This window comes from Luteibacter mycovicinus (assembly GCF_000745235.1).
Classification (GTDB): Bacteria; Pseudomonadota; Gammaproteobacteria; order Xanthomonadales; family Rhodanobacteraceae; genus Luteibacter; species Luteibacter mycovicinus.
Map to the genome: position 1 here is coordinate 4,294,815 of NZ_JQNL01000001.1, position 16,703 is coordinate 4,311,517.

16 protein-coding genes are annotated in these 16,703 nt (G+C 65.6%); 14 read left to right on the forward strand and 2 right to left on the reverse strand.

Annotated features, from left to right (window positions below; all coding sequences use genetic code 11):
* Positions 1–109 precede the first annotated feature (109 nt).
* The 3 genes from FA85_RS19205 (at position 110) to FA85_RS19215 (ending at position 2,003) form a co-directional block, all read left to right on the forward strand.
* Positions 110–892, forward strand: coding sequence for an FKBP-type peptidyl-prolyl cis-trans isomerase (locus FA85_RS19205; RefSeq protein ID WP_036113817.1), 783 nt, complete (start codon positions 110–112; stop codon positions 890–892).
* A gap of 180 nt (positions 893–1,072) precedes the next feature.
* Positions 1,073–1,288: a SlyX family protein gene (locus FA85_RS19210; RefSeq protein WP_036113814.1), complete on the forward strand. Its 216-nt coding sequence runs from the start codon at positions 1,073–1,075 to the stop codon at positions 1,286–1,288.
* A gap of 22 nt (positions 1,289–1,310) precedes the next feature.
* Positions 1,311–2,003, forward strand: coding sequence for a DUF2058 family protein (locus FA85_RS19215; RefSeq protein ID WP_036113811.1), 693 nt, complete (start codon positions 1,311–1,313; stop codon positions 2,001–2,003).
* Between the two features lie 58 nt (positions 2,004–2,061).
* On the opposite strand, the gene FA85_RS19220 is transcribed toward FA85_RS19215, so the two are convergent.
* Positions 2,062–4,119, reverse strand: coding sequence for a 3-hydroxyacyl-CoA dehydrogenase NAD-binding domain-containing protein (locus tag FA85_RS19220; RefSeq protein WP_036113806.1), 2,058 nt, complete (start codon positions 4,117–4,119; stop codon positions 2,062–2,064).
* 157 nt (positions 4,120–4,276) lie between these two features.
* Between FA85_RS19220 and FA85_RS19225 the strand changes: the two genes are divergently transcribed.
* The 11 genes from FA85_RS19225 to recO all read left to right on the forward strand — a co-directional run bounded on the left by FA85_RS19225 (position 4,277) and on the right by recO (position 15,966).
* A complete protein-coding gene (locus FA85_RS19225; RefSeq protein ID WP_036113804.1) occupies positions 4,277–4,759 on the forward strand; it encodes a hypothetical protein in 483 nt (160 codons plus the stop codon).
* A 4-nt stretch (positions 4,760–4,763) separates the two neighbouring features.
* On the forward strand, positions 4,764–7,298 hold the full coding sequence (locus tag FA85_RS19230; RefSeq protein ID WP_239739817.1) for a putative bifunctional diguanylate cyclase/phosphodiesterase: 2,535 nt from the start codon (positions 4,764–4,766) through the stop codon (positions 7,296–7,298).
* 155 nt (positions 7,299–7,453) lie between these two features.
* Positions 7,454–8,050 (forward strand): RNA polymerase sigma factor RpoE, encoded by a 597-nt coding sequence (rpoE, locus tag FA85_RS19235; protein WP_036113803.1) that lies wholly within the window; start codon positions 7,454–7,456, stop codon positions 8,048–8,050.
* Positions 8,047–8,685 carry a sigma-E factor negative regulatory protein gene (locus FA85_RS19240; RefSeq protein WP_036113801.1) on the forward strand — a complete coding sequence of 213 codons (639 nt, stop codon included), beginning with the start codon at positions 8,047–8,049 and terminating at the stop codon, positions 8,683–8,685. Before rpoE ends, FA85_RS19240 begins: the two co-directional genes overlap by 4 nt.
* A 156-nt stretch (positions 8,686–8,841) precedes the next feature.
* Positions 8,842–10,269: a Do family serine endopeptidase gene (locus FA85_RS19245; RefSeq protein WP_036113800.1), complete on the forward strand. Its 1,428-nt coding sequence runs from the start codon at positions 8,842–8,844 to the stop codon at positions 10,267–10,269.
* A gap of 131 nt (positions 10,270–10,400) precedes the next feature.
* A complete protein-coding gene (gene lepA, locus FA85_RS19250) occupies positions 10,401–12,194 on the forward strand; it encodes a translation elongation factor 4 (RefSeq protein ID WP_036113799.1) in 1,794 nt (597 codons plus the stop codon).
* Between the two features lie 99 nt (positions 12,195–12,293).
* Positions 12,294–13,196, forward strand: coding sequence for a signal peptidase I (lepB, locus tag FA85_RS19255; protein WP_036113797.1), 903 nt, complete (start codon positions 12,294–12,296; stop codon positions 13,194–13,196).
* Between the two features lie 89 nt (positions 13,197–13,285).
* Positions 13,286–13,663 (forward strand): DUF4845 domain-containing protein, encoded by a 378-nt coding sequence (locus FA85_RS19260; RefSeq protein WP_036113794.1) that lies wholly within the window; start codon positions 13,286–13,288, stop codon positions 13,661–13,663.
* A 9-nt stretch (positions 13,664–13,672) separates the two neighbouring features.
* A complete protein-coding gene (rnc, locus tag FA85_RS19265) occupies positions 13,673–14,326 on the forward strand; it encodes a ribonuclease III (RefSeq protein WP_036113792.1) in 654 nt (217 codons plus the stop codon).
* Positions 14,323–15,252, forward strand: coding sequence for a GTPase Era (era, locus tag FA85_RS19270; protein WP_036113787.1), 930 nt, complete (start codon positions 14,323–14,325; stop codon positions 15,250–15,252). The genes rnc and era overlap by 4 nt, the downstream gene beginning before the upstream one ends.
* Positions 15,253–15,273: 21 nt before the next feature.
* A complete protein-coding gene (recO, locus tag FA85_RS19275) occupies positions 15,274–15,966 on the forward strand; it encodes a DNA repair protein RecO (protein WP_036113785.1) in 693 nt (230 codons plus the stop codon).
* Here the strand turns inward: recO and FA85_RS19280 are convergent.
* Positions 15,963–16,703: a response regulator gene (locus tag FA85_RS19280; protein ID WP_036113783.1), complete on the reverse strand. Its 741-nt coding sequence runs from the start codon at positions 16,701–16,703 to the stop codon at positions 15,963–15,965. The genes recO and FA85_RS19280 overlap by 4 nt on opposite strands.

The window sequence follows — 16,703 nt, forward strand, 5'->3', positions numbered from 1 at the left end:
ACCCGTCATTGCAAGCAGGATGCGAACCACCGCACAATGGCGATTCTGCCTCCACAAGGAGGTGTAAACCGGCGGCGTCGCCGAATCTTTCCAAGAGAGGGAGTATTCAATGAAGCACTTTTTGCGTCCCACGATGACGGCCGTCGCCCTGGCGGTTGCGCTGGGTACGGCTGCGGGCGCATCCGCCCAGGCCGCCAAGCCGGCTGCCTCCGCGGCACCGGTCGATAAGCAGAAGGCCAGCTACGTCGTGGGTTGGGACCTTGCCAGCTCGCTTCCGCCGCTCGTCGCGAAGGAAGTGGATGCCGCCACGGTAGCCAAGGCTCTGCAGGCCGCCCTGTCGGGCCAGAAGCCGACCATGTCGGAGGCGGAAGCCAAGTCCGTCCGTGAGGCCTTCGTGGCCCAGCTGAAGGTCAAGGCCGAGGCTGAGTACAACAAGGTCGCGACCCAGAACAAGACCGAAGGCGACGCCTTCCTGGCGAAGAACAAGTCGGCTCCGGGCGTGAAGGTCACGGCCTCCGGCCTGCAGTACCAGGTCGTCCAGGCCGGTACCGGTCAGCGTCCTGGCCCGAACGACACGGTCAGCATCAACTACACCGGTACGTTCGTGAACGGCGAGAAGTTCGACTCCTCGGCCGACCACCAGCCGCCGGGTGCGGCCCAGATCCCGCTCGCCGCGGTGATCCCGGGCTTCCGCGAAGGCCTGCAGCTGATGCAGACCGGCGGCAAGTACAAGCTGTTCATCCCGTCGAACATCGCTTACGGCGCCAAGCCGGAAAACGGCTTCCCGCCGAACGCGACGATCATCTTCGACGTCGAACTGCTGAAGACGGGTCCGACGCCTGCTGGTCAGGGTCCGGGCGCCGGTCAGGCTCCGGGCGCGGGCGGCAAGTAAGCCCCAGCCGTACAAGCGACACCCGAGGGCGCGGAGCAATCCGCGCCCTTTTTCTTTGGCCCGGTTTCTTTGATCCGCGGCACCGGCGGATTACAATCGACTGTTACCACATGCTCGCCTGAGCTTCCTGGAGCCGCATGAACGCCTCGATGTCCAGATTCCGACTCGCGGAACGCCGCCGTGGCTGACCACGACGACGATCGCCTGACCGAGCTCGAGGTGCGTCTTTCCTTCATCGACGACACGGTGAACGGACTTTCTTCCGCCGACACGGAAATCGCCCGGCGACTGGACCGGCTGGAGCGCGCGGTGCGCGACCTTCGCTCGGATCTGGTCAACATGCGCACCGGCGTTGGCAGCGACGCGGCGAACGAACCGCCGCCCCCGCATTACTGAAACACGGAACGAGTCTTACCGAATGGCAGAGTCCCTGCGCGACCAGTTGTTGAAGAGCGGCCTCGTAAAGGAAGTCCGCGAAGAAAAGCGTGCGTCCACGCCGCCACCGAAACAGGGTGGCGCGAGCGGTCAGCCTTACGCGGGCAACAATCCGCGTCATGGTGGCAAGCCGAAGCAGGGGCAGGGTGGCCGGCCTCAGGGTGACCGCGCCGGCGGCGGTAAGGGCGCGGGAAACAACCGTCCGCAGGAAGGACGACGCGGACAGGCTGCTGGCCGGCCGCAGAGCGCGAAGTCGGCACGCACCGATGGCGAGATGGATCTGGCCAGGGCCTATGCCATTCGCGCGCAGACGGAATCGGCCGAGCGTCGCAAGGCGGAGGCTGAAGCCGCTGAAGTGGCGCGCCTGCGTAAGGAAAAGAAACGCAAGGTTGAAGAGTTGCTTAAGGGTAAAGCGCTCAACCTCGCTGACGCCGATCAGGTGCGTCACTTCCCGTACGGTGAAAAGATTCGTCGCGTGCACGTCGATGCCGCGCAGCTCACCGCGATCAACGCGGGCGAACTGGGTGTCGTCCAGCAGGGCGGTCGTTACCTGGTGGTCGACAAGTCCGTCGTTGACGCGCTACGCGAGCTCGCCCCGGAGTTCATCGCGTTGATGGTGGATCCGAACGCGGTGAGCGAGGCGGATGACGGCGTGCCAGACGATCTGATGTGGTAAATCGGGGTGAGCGTCGGGCCGCTCGCGCGGCCCTCGCCCCCAGGATGATCTCGCGCCGTTATGCGGGCGGGCTCGACAGCTCCGGGTTATCCCAGCCTTCCTTCTTCGCGAAGCGCGCGCCGTGCTTCTGTTCGAGCTTCGCCAGGCGCTCGCGGATCGCCGCCACGCCTTCGGTGCGCACGTACTGAATCGGGCCGCCCCGGAACGGCGCAAAGCCGGTGCCGAAGATCACGCCGGCATCCAGGAGGTCGGCATCGTCCACCACGCCTTCGGCCAGGCAGGCGATGGCCTCGTTGACCATCGGCAGGATCATGCGGTCCTGAATATCGGCCGGCGGCACATAGTCGGGATCGACATCCGGTTTGTCCGGCTTGCCTTCCTTCCAGACGTAAAGGCCTTCGCCGTCTTTCTTGCCGCGTTTGTTGGCGGCGAGCTTTTCCTCGAGGCCTGCCGGGATTTCCAGACCGAGGAAGGGTGCCAGTTCCTTGCCCACCGAGGCGCATACGTCGAGGCCGACCGTATCGGCCAGCTCGATCGGCCCCATCGGCATGCCGAACTTCTTTGCCTCGCGGTCGAGCACCGGGCCGGGCACGCCTTCGTTGTAGAGGCGCATCGCTTCCATCAGATAAGGCATGAGGATGCGGTTGACCAGGAAGCCGGGCGTGCCCTTGACCGGCACCGGCAGCTTGCCGATGGCCTTGCAGAAGGCCAGCGCGCGCTTCTCGATCGCCGGATCGAGCGCGTCGTGGCGCACGACTTCGACCAGCGGCATCTGCGCCACGGGATTGAAGAAGTGCAGCCCGAGGAAGCGCTGCGGTGCCTTCAGGCCCTGGCGCAGTTCATCGAGCGGGATCGACGACGTATTGCTCGCGAGGATCTCGTCCGACTGGAACTGTGGCTCGATGGTCGCGTACAGGGCGTGCTTCGCTTCCGGGTTCTCGAAGATCGCCTCGATCGCGAGGTCGGCATCGGCGACGCCCTTACCCTCGACGTCGGCGCGCAGGCGCGCGACGGCGGCTTCGAATTTGGCCGGTGCTTTCAGCTTCTTCTCGAACAGCGTGCGGGCCCGCGCGATCGCCGGCTCGACGAAGCGCAGCTCGCGGTCCTGCAGCGTCACGTCGAACCCTTTCAGTGCGGACCAGGCGGCGATGTCGCCACCCATGGTGCCGGCGCCGACGACATGCACGTGCTTGATGCCATGGTCGGTGCCGCCGCCGAGGCCCTTGAGGCGTTCCTGCAGGAAGAAGATACGGATGAGGTTGCGCGCGGTGGGCGTGGTGGCGAGCTTCGCCACCGACTTCGCTTCGAGTCTGAGTCGTTGCTGGATGCTCGACCCGCCGCGTGCCCAGACGTCGATGAGCGCGAACGGCGCCGGGTAATGTTCTTTACGTACCTTGGCCGCCGTCTGCTTGCGCACCATCGGCGCCAGGATCGCGCGTGCGGGCAGGGTGTTGGTCGCCCAGGCCTTCGCGCGCTGCGCGAGCGGGCGCCGTGTGGGGCGGCGTGCGAGCTGTCTGGCTTCCGCGAGCAGTTCGTCCGGGCGGGCGACGCGGTCGACCAGCCCGACCGCTTTGGCGCGACGGGCGTTGAACGGCTTGCCCGTAAGCATGGCCGGCAGCGCATCGGGCGCACCGATCAGACGTGGCAGGCGCGCCGATCCGCCCCAGCCCGGATGGATGCCGAGCATCACTTCCGGCAGGCCGATCTTCGTCGCCTCGTCGTCGGCGGCGATGCGCAGGCGGCAGGCGAGGGCCAGTTCGGTACCGCCGCCCATGCAGGCGCCGTGGATGGCGGCCACCGTCGGACACGGCAGGCGGGCGAGGTTATCGAAGACACGCTGGCCGTTCTCGATGTTCTCGAGCACCGTGCCCGTGTGCGCGTACTCGACGAATTCGCGGATATCGGCGCCCACCGCGAACCCGGAAGGCTTGGCGGAATGAATCACCACGCCGCGAGGGCCCTCGATGGTGAGGCGCTCGACGAGCTTGTCCAGTTCATCCAGGACCTCGCGGGACAGCGCGTTGGCGCTGGAACCCTCGCGGTCGAACGTCAGGACGACGATGCCGTCGTCGCCCACGCTGGTCTTCCAGTGCTTGAATCGGAGTCCTTCGAACATGGCGGCGTCGTGCGGTGGCGAATGAGCGCATCACCATACCTTCCCGCCGGGCCGAATGCGAGATACCCGCCCGTATGGTGGGCGAATTCACGCCGGTGACTGGCGGACTCCCCTGTATTGGATCGATACTGAACGTCTCTTCATCCAGCGATGCCTCATGCCACCCGATGCCCTAGCAGCCACGGACGTCTTCGACCGGATCCTCGCGGCACCGGGCCCGTTGGTCGCCTTGCAAGCGCCCGATCTGGCCTCGCTGGTCGACCAGTTCCGACTGGTCGCACGCCGGTCGGGGCAGGCGGTTTATCTGTGGCGGAATGCCGAGGGTCTGGTCAGCCTTCGCGACGCGCAGATGCGCGTTCCCGGTTGCCTCCGACTGGGCGACGCACTTCGCTACATCCTGCAGAGCCTGCACTTCGGGGTGTACCTGCTGGACATGCCGCCGGGCGTGCCCAGTGCGACGGACGGTGCGTTGCTGCGGCAGCTGGCGCGGACCAGCACCGGCCATGTGCGGCGCGTGGTCCTGATCGGGGCCAGCGCGAGCCTGCTGGCGACTTTCGAAGACGATGTGGTCCAGGTCGACGCCGACTGGCGCTCCCGCACGGCGGCGCCGCGCCTGCGCGACGGCCGCTGGATCGTCTGACGTCGTGGCCACCATTTCCGAGCCCCTTGGCGTTCTCATCTTTACTCCGCGTCGCGATGTGCGGCGCGCCATCTTCGATGCCCTCGACCTCGACGGCGATTTCGTGCTGCTCAGTGCGCGCGATGCCGCCCAGCTCGAAACCCTGATGGCCGACGCGCCGCCGTTGCACGTGATCGTGGTCGGGGAAAATGACAGTGCCGATATCGCCCAGGGCCTTCGCATCCTGCGCGCATCCCCGGCATACGCTTCACTGCCTGCGGTATACGTCGTCGACGATATGCCGGGCGTCGCACCCGAGGGGGGTGTCGACTGGCTACGCGAAGGCGCCATTCCCACCGAACTGGCCCAGCGAGTGCGTCAGGCCACCCAGGGAACGACGGCGTCGGCCGTGCCGGCCACGCCCATCCGCGACTACCGCTTCGCCTTCGATGCGGGTGCCGCGTGGGTGATCGCTTCCACGCCGGACGGCTGCATCGTCGAGACCGGAGAAGCCATGGAGCGTCTCTGCGCGGGCGACGGACCGGTGCAGGGGCGGACCCTCGCGGAGCTCTTCGACCTCGCCCATGACGCCACATGGCCGCTTCCGGACGGCGACGCCATCGCATGTACGTTGCGCCGCCGCGACGGTGTCGAGATCACCGGCGAGATCGACGTGCGTCACCGCAAGGATCATGGCGAACACCGCATCGCCGTGGGCTTCCGGGACCTGCGCGCCACCGATATGGCGGCGCGGGCCCTGTCGCTGCTCGCCGTGCTCGAAGGTTGTCCCAGTGACGACGAAGGCATGAATGAAGCAGCTGCAATGCTGGCCGACGCGCTCGAACTGGACGTCGTGGCGATCTGGTCGGCCTTGCCCGAAAGCGACGCCGGCCCTGAGATTCTCGCCCGGATCTGGAACGGTCCCTCGCCCGCGACCTGGCCGGAAGCCGGCGATCTGCCGCTGTTGCGGGTATGTCTGGGCGGCGAGTCGCTCTCGCGTCTGGTCGAGGGCGAAGGGGCCGCGCTGAGTGACCCGCTCATCGAGGCGCTCGGCCTCACCTCGTTCGCGCTGCTGCCCCTTCTGGATGAACGACGCAGTGTGCTGGGTGCCATGCTTGCCGGGCGTCGTCGCAGTGGCGGTGATGGACGTGTACTGGCTCAGGCGCTGCGCGCCGCGACGGCGCGTTTCGCGTCGGCGCTGGAATTGCGCCGGGCGCGGGAGCAGGGCCGTGTGCGTGGCCTGATCGACACCCTGACCGGATTGCCCAACCGTCTGCTGTTCAACGATCGCCTCGAGACCACCATCCGTGAGGCGGAACGTACGGGTGAACTGTTCGCGACGTTGCTCGTCGACCTCGACCGGTTCAAGAGCATCAACGAGTCGCTCGGTCATGCCGTCGGCGACCAGGTGCTCAATGCCGTCGCGCGCCGCCTGCGTGCCAGCGTCCGCGCGTCCGACACCGTGGCCCGGTACGCGGGCGACGAGTTCACCATGATCCTGCGCCACATCATCAAGCGCGACGACGTGCTCCGCATCGCGGAAAAGGTCGTGCAGACGATGGAGATGCCGCTCGCCCTGGACGACGGCTCGGAGCTGCAGGTCACCGTGTCGGTCGGCATCTCGTTTTTTCCCGACGATGCCGCCGAAGGCGAGTTGCTGCTGCGTCACGCCGATGAAGCCATGTACGGCGCGAAAAGCCTCGGCCGCAACAACTATCAGATTTACGCGGCGAGCGTGGATGCTTCGCAGCAGCAGAACGCCGAGCTCAAATCGCGGCTTCGGCATGCCGTCCGTAACAACGAGCTTCGCGTGTTCTATCAGCCCCAGGTGGCCGCGGCGAGCGAAGACATCGTCGGCATGGAGGCTCTCGTCCGCTGGGAGCATCCCGAGCTGGGCATGATCAGTCCGGCGTTCTTCATTCCCCTGGCGGAGGCGAGTGGCCTCATCGTGCCGATCGGCGAATGGGTCCTGCGAACGGCGTGCGCTCAGGCCAAGACGTGGGAGGACCGGTTCGGCCTCAAGCTGCGTCTGGGTGTGAATCTGTCCGCGGTGCAGCTGATGCAGCCGAACCTCGCCGAGGTGGTGGCCACGGCCCTCCGCGATACGGGCTTCCCCGCACACCTGCTGGAGCTCGAGGTGACCGAGAGCATCAGCGTGAAGACGGTGCCGCATCTGGTCGAGACCCTCGATGCGCTGCATGCCATGGGCTGCCATATCGCCATCGACGATTTCGGTACCGGCGCCGCCTCGCTCGACTATTTGCGGCGCCTGCCGGCGGACCGGATCAAGATCGACCAGAGCTTCGTGCGCAACATCGGTGTCGATCCCGACGACGAGGCCATCGTGCGCGCCACGATCGACATGGCACATCGCCTGAAGCGGGGTGTCGTGGCCGAGGGCGTCGAGATCGAACAGCATCTGCAATTCCTGCGCGCCAACGGCTGCGATGAATTGCAGGGCTATCTGTTCTGCCGCCCGCTGCCGGTGATCAGCTTCGAAAAGCTGCTGGGCGAGCGGGAGCGCATCATCCATGACGCAAGGGCCGCGGTTCCCGCCTGACGGAAGCAAAAGGCGAGGACCAAACTTGTGGTTCAGCCAGCGGTCCGCATATTTTCCGGATGCGACGGGAGGGGAAGGGCGAATGAACTTGCCCTCCCTGAGCTTGTCTCAGCTGCGCCCGCGACGGCCCCGAAAGAGTTAAGGAGACGGCCCGGATGGGCGAAAACGAACTGGATCAAGCACTTGTTGAACGTGTGCAGCAAGGAGACCGCCGCGCCTTCGACCTGCTTGTCCGAAAATACCAGCACAAGGTGATTGCGCTGATCTCGCGCTACGTGCATGACCGGACCGAGTGCGAGGACATCGCCCAGGAAGCTTTCGTGCGTGCGTGGCGCGCCCTGGCCTCCTTCCGTGGCGAAAGCGCGTTTTATACGTGGCTGTACAAGATCGCCGTGAATACGGCGAAAAATCACCTGGTAGCCATGGGACGCCGCCCGCCCACGGGAGACATCGACATCGAGGATGCGGTTTACGTGCCGGGCGCCACGCGCATGCACGAAAGCGCCACCCCCGAGCGCGAACTCATGCGTGAGCAGGTGGAACAAACGGTATTTTCTACTGTCCAAGCCTTGCCTGAAGAACTTCGGGTCGCGATCACCCTGCGCGAGGTGGACGGCAAGAGCTACGAGGAAATTGCCGCCGCCATGGACTGTCCCATCGGGACTGTCCGTTCGCGTATTTTCAGGGCTCGCGAAGCCATCGACGAAAAACTGCGGCCGTTGTTGTCCGACCGCGAGGATCACAGCCCATGAGTGAAGCCAATCGGGAAATTCTTTCCGCCGGTATGGACGGAGAGCTGTCACGGGAGGAACTCCGCTTCCTGTTGCGCCGCATCGAGGCCGATGCCGGTCTGGCGGACGTCTGGTCGCGTTATCACGCGGGACGTGACGGTCTTCGCGGTGAGGACCGGCCGTCGGTGTCGCCCGACTTCGCCAGCCGGGTCATGGCGGCTATCGACGCGGAGTCGGTGGTCGTGTCGGCCGCGCCGCGCCGCCGCTGGCTCCACTGGTCCGCCGGTGGCGCGATTGCCGCGAGCGTGGCCGTGGCCGCGCTGATGTTGTCGCAGCCCGCCGGCCGGCACTCGGCCGCGACGGACGTCGCGCAGCACGCCCCGGCGGTGGAAGGCAACGAAGTGGCGGACGTGTCGGCGGCGACGGCTCCCGTAGCGCCTCAGTGGCTGACGGGTAACAACGCCTCGCAGTTCACGCAGAAGGCCGCCTTCGACGGGTCCAGCGAGGGCGGCGCCACGTACCTTCCCCGTTCGATGCCCTACCAGATCCATCGTGCCCGGGCTGCGGAGAGCCCGGACGGCAACGGTTACATGTTGCTGACCCGTCCCGACGGTAGCCGTTATGTCCAGCCGGTGGCCGTCCCGCAGGCTCGCTAGGCCCGGCCCTGGTGGAGCCGCTGCCGGTGTTCAGCCCCGGTGGAAGCCAACCCTGTTGGCGACAGGCTCCCCAGCGCCATATCCCCATCCCCATCATTCCAACCCCGTGCGGCGAATACCGCACGGGCAGCCGTAGCTAAAAAAAGGAGAATTTTGATGGCTTTCTGGCATGTGCGCGCCCTGATGACTGGCGCACTGGTTGTCGCAAGTGCGGGCGCACAGGCGCAGGCGCTGCCGGACTTCACGGGCATCGTGGAAAAGAACGCGCCGGCGGTCGTCCACGTCGAAGCGAAGACCAGCGGGAACAAGAAGGGCAGAGCGGCGGCGGACGGCGCCGCGCAGGACGACCAGCAGGAGCTTCTCCGGCGCTTCTTCGGTATGCCGGGTATGCCGGGCATGCCGGCCCCGCCGCGCGACCAGACGTCGCTGGGTTCGGGATTCATCATTTCCGCCGATGGTTATGTACTGACCAACGACCACGTCGTCGACGAGGCCGACGAGGTCAAGATCCGGCTGCAGGACCGACGCACGTTTACGGCCAGGGTGGTCGGCAAGGACCCTCAGTACGACATCGCGCTGCTCAAGATCGACGGCAGCTCGTTGCCGACGGTATCCATCGGCGACTCGCGCAGCGTCAGGCGCGGCCAGTGGGCGCTGGCCATCGGCTCGCCCTTCGGGCTCGACGCGACGGTCACCCACGGCATCATCAGCGCGGTCGGGCGCAACCTCGGCAGCGGCGACCAGCCCTATACGTCCTTTATCCAGACGGACGTGCCGATCAACCGGGGCAATTCCGGCGGCCCGCTGTTCAACCTCCAGGGCCAGGTGATCGGCGTGAATTCGCAGATCTACTCCACCTCGGGCGGCTATCAGGGCCTGTCGTTCTCGATTCCCATCGACGTCGCCATGAACGTCGTCCAGCAGATCAAGGAAAAGGGCTACGTATCGCGCGGCATGCTGGGTGTGACCGTGCAGCCGGTCGACCAGTTCGTGAAGAACCTCGACCTCCCGGATGCCAACGGCGCGCTGGTTGCCCAGGTGACGCCGGGGAGCGGTGCCGACAAGGCCGGCATCCGCCAGGGCGACGTCATCTTGTCGTTCAACGGGACGCCGATCACTCAGTCGCCCGACCTCCCGCCGCTGGTCGGCATCACGCGTCCGGGGTCGACGGCGAAGGTCGAGATCCTCCGTGACCATAAGAAGCAGACACTCGACGTCAAGGTCGGTGAGTTGCCCCGGGACAAGAGCGCGCTGGCCGAAGCCGGTGCGGCCGCCGGCGGTGGGTCGGGCAGCTCGGCGGCTCTGGGTCTGTCCGTTCAGGACATCGATGCGTCCACGCGCTCCGAGCTCGGGCTCAAGCCCGGCGAAGGTGTCGTGGTCAGTAAGGTGACCGGCCGGGCCGCCGCGGGGGCCGGTCTGCAGCCGGGCGACGTGGTGCTGATGGTCAACCAGAAGCGGGTGGGCTCCTCGGCGGCCTTCCGTGACGCGAGCAAGGACATCAAGCCCGGTGATACCGCCATGTTGCTCGTTCGCCGCGACGATGCCACCCGGTTTGTCGGCGTTACCATCCCCAGCGACCGCTGATGCGGCCGTGGGCCACTCGCCGGTCGGCGGCGGGTGGCCTTCCATGCGATAATGCCGGATTCGCAGCGGCCCTCACGGCCGCTGCACGTCGTTCGCGCCGCGAGCGATGGTGAACGTGACCACGGCGCTCCATGGAACTCATCCGCAACTTCTCCATCATTGCCCACATCGACCACGGCAAGTCGACGCTGGCCGACCGCATCATCCAGTTGTGCGGCGGCTTGTCCGAGCGCGAAATGGAAGCGCAGGTCCTCGACAACAACCCGATCGAGCGCGAGCGTGGCATCACGATCAAGGCCCAGTCCGTTTCGCTGCCGTACAAGGCGCGGGACGGCAAGACCTACCAGCTGAATTTCATCGATACCCCGGGCCACGTGGACTTCTCCTACGAAGTCAGCCGTTCGTTGTCGGCGTGCGAGGGCGCGCTGCTGGTGGTGGATGCCGCCCAGGGCGTCGAGGCACAGTCGGTCGCCAACTGCTACACGGCCATCGAGCAGGGCCTGGAAGTCATTCCGGTGCTCAACAAGATCGACCTGCCGACGGCGGATCCGGAGAAGGCCAAGGCCGAGATCGAGGCCGTCATCGGTATCGACGCCAGCGACGCGATCGCCGTCAGCGCCAAGACCGGCCAGAACGTCATCGAAGTGCTCGAGGCGATCATCCATCGCATTCCGGCGCCCAAGGCGGGCGATACGGACAAGCTCCAGGCGCTGATCATCGACTCCTGGTTCGACAACTACCTCGGCGTCGTCTCGCTGGTCCGCGTCATGCAGGGCGAGATCAAGCCGGGCGACAAGATCCTGGTCATGTCTACGGGGCGCACGCACCTGGTCGACGACGTCGGCGTGTTCACGCCGAAGCGTAAAAAGCTCGAGAAGCTTTCCGCCGGCGAAGTCGGCTGGATCAATGCGTCCATCAAGGATGTGCATGGCGCGCCGGTCGGCGATACGCTCACGCTTGCCGGCAAGCCTGCCGAAGCACCGCTGCCGGGTTTCCAGACCATGCAACCGCGCGTGTTCGCCGGCCTGTTCCCGGTGTCCGCCGACGACTATCCGGCACTGCGCGAAGCGCTCGACAAGCTGCGCCTCAACGATGCCGCCATGTTCTTCGAGCCGGAAAGCTCCGAGGCCATGGGCTTCGGCTTCCGCTGCGGCTTCCTCGGCATGCTCCACATGGAGATCGTGCAGGAGCGCCTCGAGCGCGAATACGACCTCAACCTGATCACCACCGCGCCCACCGTCGTGTACGAGGTCGCCAAGACCGACGGTACCGTGCTGGCCATGGACAACCCGGCGAAGCTGCCCCCGCCGCAGCAGATCGTCGAGATCCGTGAGCCGATCATCGTCGCCAACATCCTCACCCCGGGCGAATACGTCGGGAACGTGATCAAGCTGTGCGAGGAAAAGCGCGGCGTACAGCGCACCATCCAATATCTGGCCACCCAGGTGCAGGTGACCTACGAGTTGCCGCTCGCCGAGGTCGTGCTCGACTTCTTTGATCGCCTGAAGTCCGTGTCCCGCGGCTACGCTTCCATGGACTACCACCTGGAGCGCTTCGATCCGGGTCCGTTCGTTCGCGTGGATGTCCTCATCAACGGCGATCGCGTCGACGCGCTCAGCCTGATCGTTCATCGTTCTCACGCGGACCGCCGCGGGCGGGAACTTGTCGAGCGGATGAAGGATCTCATTCCCCGCCAGCAGTTCGACGTGGCTATCCAGGCCGCCATCGGCGCGGCGGTTATTGCCCGCTCCACGGTGAAGGCACTGCGCAAGAACGTTCTCGCCAAGTGCTACGGCGGCGACGTCTCGCGTAAGAAGAAGCTCCTGGAGAAACAGAAGGAAGGCAAGAAGCGCATGAAACAGGTCGGCAGCGTGGAGATCCCCCAGGAAGCCTTCCTTGCCGTGCTCAGGCAGGACAACAAGTAAGCTCGCCGCACGGCGTAACCCCTCGAACTTATGGAAGGCCGGCGCCGGATGCGCCGGAACGGGCCGTCAGGGCCCCTCGACACGACTTACGGAGTTGGCATGGCGTCATTCGATTTTTCCGCGATTCTTCTCGGCCTTACGGTGCTTTTCGGCGTCATCTGGCTGATCGACTGGCTGTTTCTGGCCAAGTCGCGCCGTGCCCGCACCGAAGCGTCGGGTACCGAGCAGCCCGAGCCGTGGCCGGTCGACTGGGCGCGCTCGCTGTTTCCGGTCATCCTCGTCGTGCTGCTGCTGCGCTCGTTCGTCGCCGAGCCCTTCCGGATTCCCTCGGGTTCGATGATGCCGACGCTGGACGTCGGCGATTTCATCCTGGTCAATAAGTTCGCGTACGGCCTGCGCATGCCGGCCTTCAACAACAAGCTGCTCGAAAACGGCGAACCGCGCCGCGGCGATGTCGTGGTGTTCCGGTTCCCGGGCTACGTCTGCACGGACGAAAGCGGCCATACGATTCGCAGCGGCGACGTGACCTGCGCCAATCCTCACGAGCCGGTCCCCGGCGAAAACTGGATCAAGCGCGTCATCGGCTTGCCTGGCGACCGTATCGAAACCCGCGGCAGCGAGCTCTACATCAATGGCGAACGCGTCGGTGCCGATGAAATCGGTCCGTTCAAGGGCAGCATGACCCGTCCGGAAGACCGCCTCCTGATGACCTTCGGCTCCAAGCTGTATACCGAGCATCTGGGCAGCATCAACCACACGATCGCGCTGACCCCGGCTTACAACATGCCGATGGACATCCCGAACGACAAGGTGCCGTCCGAAGTACCCAAGGGCTGCTACATCGTCATGGGCGACAACCGCATGAACAGCACCGACAGCCGCTGGTGGGGCTGCATGCCGGAACAGAACCTGGTCGGCAAGGCCTTCTTCGTCTGGCTGGCGTGGCGCGGTCTTGACAACGGCATCCTCGATTTCTCGAAGATGGGCAAGGTCATCCATTGACCGGATTAGTGGCGTCCGTCACGCGGGAGGGCGTTGCGGACGGCCGCGGACAAGGTAATCTGCGCGTATTCACGGGGGGACAACAACGCATGAAATCCAGGCAGTCGGGTATTACCCTTATCGGCTTCGTCATCGTTCTGCTGGTACTGGGTTTTTTCGCCTTCATGGCGATGAAGCTCGTTCCGTCGTACATCGAGTACATGGGCGTGGTGAAGGCCATGAACCAGATGTCGACCGAGGGCGGCAATGAGGACGTCGGTCAGGCGCGTCGTCAGCTCGCTTTCAAGATGAGCTTCCAGTACGTCGACGATTCGACGATCAAGCCGCAGGACGTGACCGTGACCCGGGCCAACAACGGCGCCGTGCTCAACGTGAACTACGACAAGGAAATCCCTTTCCTTTACAACATCTCGTTCCTGTTGCATTTCGACCATTCGGTCCCGCTGAAGAGTGCCGTTGGGCAATAATGAGGCTTCGTGCAGTTTCCGCATTCCTTCCGTAACCCGACCCTGGCCACCCTGGCGCTCACTCACCGAAGCGTCGGGAAGCCGAACAACGAGCGGATGGAGTTCCTCGGTGACGCCCTGCTGGGCGCGATCGTGGCGGAACTGCTTTTCGAGGTTCATCCGAAAGCCAGCGAGGGCGAGCTGTCGCGTCTGCGCGCCCAGCTCGTGAACGGCGAGGCCCTGGCCGTCATCGCCCGTGAACTCGAACTGGGCGACGTCCTCAAGCTCGGCCCGGGCGAGCTGAAGAGTGGCGGTTTCCGTCGCGACTCCATCCTTGCCGACGCGTTCGAGGCGCTGATCGCCGCTGTCTACATGGATGACGGCTTCGATGCCTGCCGCCAGGTCGTGCGCAGGCTTTTCACGCCCCGCGTGGCAGAACTCAAGCGCTCCAGCAAGGACGCGAAAACGCGCCTGCAGGAGTGGCTGCAGGGCAGGGGTTTGCCGCTGCCCACTTACGAACTTACCGACAGCTCCGGCGAAGACCACGCCAAGATCTTCGACGTCAGCTGCTGTATCGACGAACCGGAACCGATCCGCGTGGAGGGACGCGGTGGCAGCCGGCGGGCCGCCGAACAGGATGCCGCGGAAGCGGTGCTGCGCCGATTGCTGGAAAAAAAGACATGAACGACAACGACACCCCCGAGAACGACACCCTCGTCGACGACGACTTCCGCTGTGGCTATGTGGCCCTGTCGGGCCGACCCAACGTCGGCAAGTCCACGCTCCTCAACGCCCTCATCGGCGTTCGTCTGAGCATCGTCAGCCATCGTCCGCAGACGACCCGCCACCGCATCCTCGGCATCTCGACCAAGCCCGAGGGACAGATTCTCTACGTCGACACGCCCGGTCTCCATCGTGGCGCGAAGCGTGCGATGAACCGCAGCATCAACCGCGCCGCCCGCGCTGCGATCACCGAAGTGGACCTCGCGGTGCAGGTGATCGAGGCCGGTCGCTGGACGGATGAAGACGCCGCCATGTACGACGCGCTTGCCCAGCAGGACATGCCGAAGCTGCTGGCGATCAACAAGGTCGACCTGCAGAAGGACAAGACGGCGATGCTGCCGTTCGTGGCCGATCTGATGGCGAAGCATCCGTTCGACGACGTCTATTACGTCAGCGCGCTGAAGTCCAAGGGGCTGGACGGCCTCGAGAAGGGCATCCTCAAGCGTCTGCCGGAGCAGCCCGCGGTGTACGGCGAAGACGAGATCACCGATCGCAGTGAGCGCTTCCTGGCGTCCGAGATGATCCGTGAGCAGCTGATGCTGCGTCTCGACCAGGAGCTTCCGTACGCCACCACGGTCGAGATCGAGCGTTTCGAAGACCGCCCCGACGGGATCGCCGAGGTCCATGCGGTGATCTGGGTCGAGCGTGACGGCCAGAAAGCCATTGTCATCGGTGACGGTGGCGCCCAGCTCAAGGCCATCGGCACGTCCGCACGCAAGGGCATGGAGCACCTGTTCGAGCGTAAGGTGTTCCTCAAACTGTGGGTCAAGGTGCGCGAGGGCTGGGCGGACGACGAAAACCTGCTCAAGCGTTTCGGCTACGAATAAACCCGACGGGCCTCCCGCGCCATGCGTGTCGAGCAGCAACCTGCGTTCGTTCTGCACGCCCGGCCGTACCGGGAAACCTCACTGCTGGTCGAGTGCCTGACCCGCGACCACGGCCGTATCGGCGTGGTCGCGCGCGGCGTGCGTAACGAGCGGGCGCGCCTCCAGAGGGCCCAGCTCGAGCCCTTCCAGCGTCTCGCGTTCGACCTGATCATGAAGGGCGAACTCGCGACGTTGCGTACCGCCGAGCCCTCGGGCGTGGCGCAGCGCCTGACCGGCGACGCCGGCATGGCCGGCCTCTATCTCAATGAGCTCGTGGTCCGCCTCACGGGCCGTCAGGATCCCAATCCCGACCTCTTTGATCACTACGAGCGCACCTTGCGGCGCATGGCGGTGGGCGAGCCGCTGGCGTGGACCCTGCGCCGGTTCGAGCGCGACATGCTTGAGGCGCTGGGCTATGCGTTACCGCTCGACATCGACGCGATCGACGGGGAACCGCTCGATCCCTTGCTGACCTATTTCTACGATCCCGAATCGGGCGTCCTGCCCGGACGTGCGGGCGACGCCCGTGGCATTCGTGGCGCCGATCTGCTCGCGCTGGCCGCCGATCAGGCTCCGGATACGGCCGGTCTCGCTTCGCTGCGCCGGATGATGCGTCAGATCATCTCGTTTCATCTCGGCGGGGGAGAGCTGAAAGCGTGGCGCGTGCTGCGCTAAGCGGGGCGCGGCGGAAGGGCGGCGAGGGCCTTTCTCAGCTCGATGCGGAAGCGGTCGATCGCCGCCGGCACAACGGCCCGCGTCTCCAGCAGATGATTTTGCAACGCCTTGGCCTGAGCGCCGAGTCGGGCCGTTCCGCAAAAGCCACACGCGGAGCGCAGCCGGTGCATGCGCTCGATCAATTCGGTGGGGCGGTCGGCAAGTGCGTCCAGGGCCGCATCGAGTTCGGTCAGTTCCTCGCGCAGCAGCTGACGTAACGCCAGAAGCGTTCTCGCGTCGCCGCTCGCCGCGTGGCCCAGCTCGTCGTCGAGTACGCCCAGGTCTTCGTCGATGCCGAGGGTCGCGGCGAGCGCATGCCTGAGCGAGGTGATCTGGCAGGGCTTTTCGATGACGCCGGCGAAGCCTGCGGCGAGCAGGCGGTCGCGAAGCTCCGCAGGCACCTCCGCGCTGGTCGCCAGCGCCACGGCGCCGCGCGACAGGGCTGACGCATCGCCACGGAGCGCGGCAAGCACGGTCAGAGCGCCGCCCCCGGGCATGCGGCAATCCAGCAGCATGGCCGCGAACGACTGCGTCCGACCCAGTGAAACCGCGCGCTCTCCATCGTCGGCCAGCGTCGGCTGATAGCCCAGCGAACGGAGCGCCAGATCCAGGAACTGCCGGGTCGGCGCGTCGTCGTCGGCGACGAGAATCGCGCGTCCGGGGGAAGCAAAAGAAGGGGGCGTGCCGTACTCGACCAT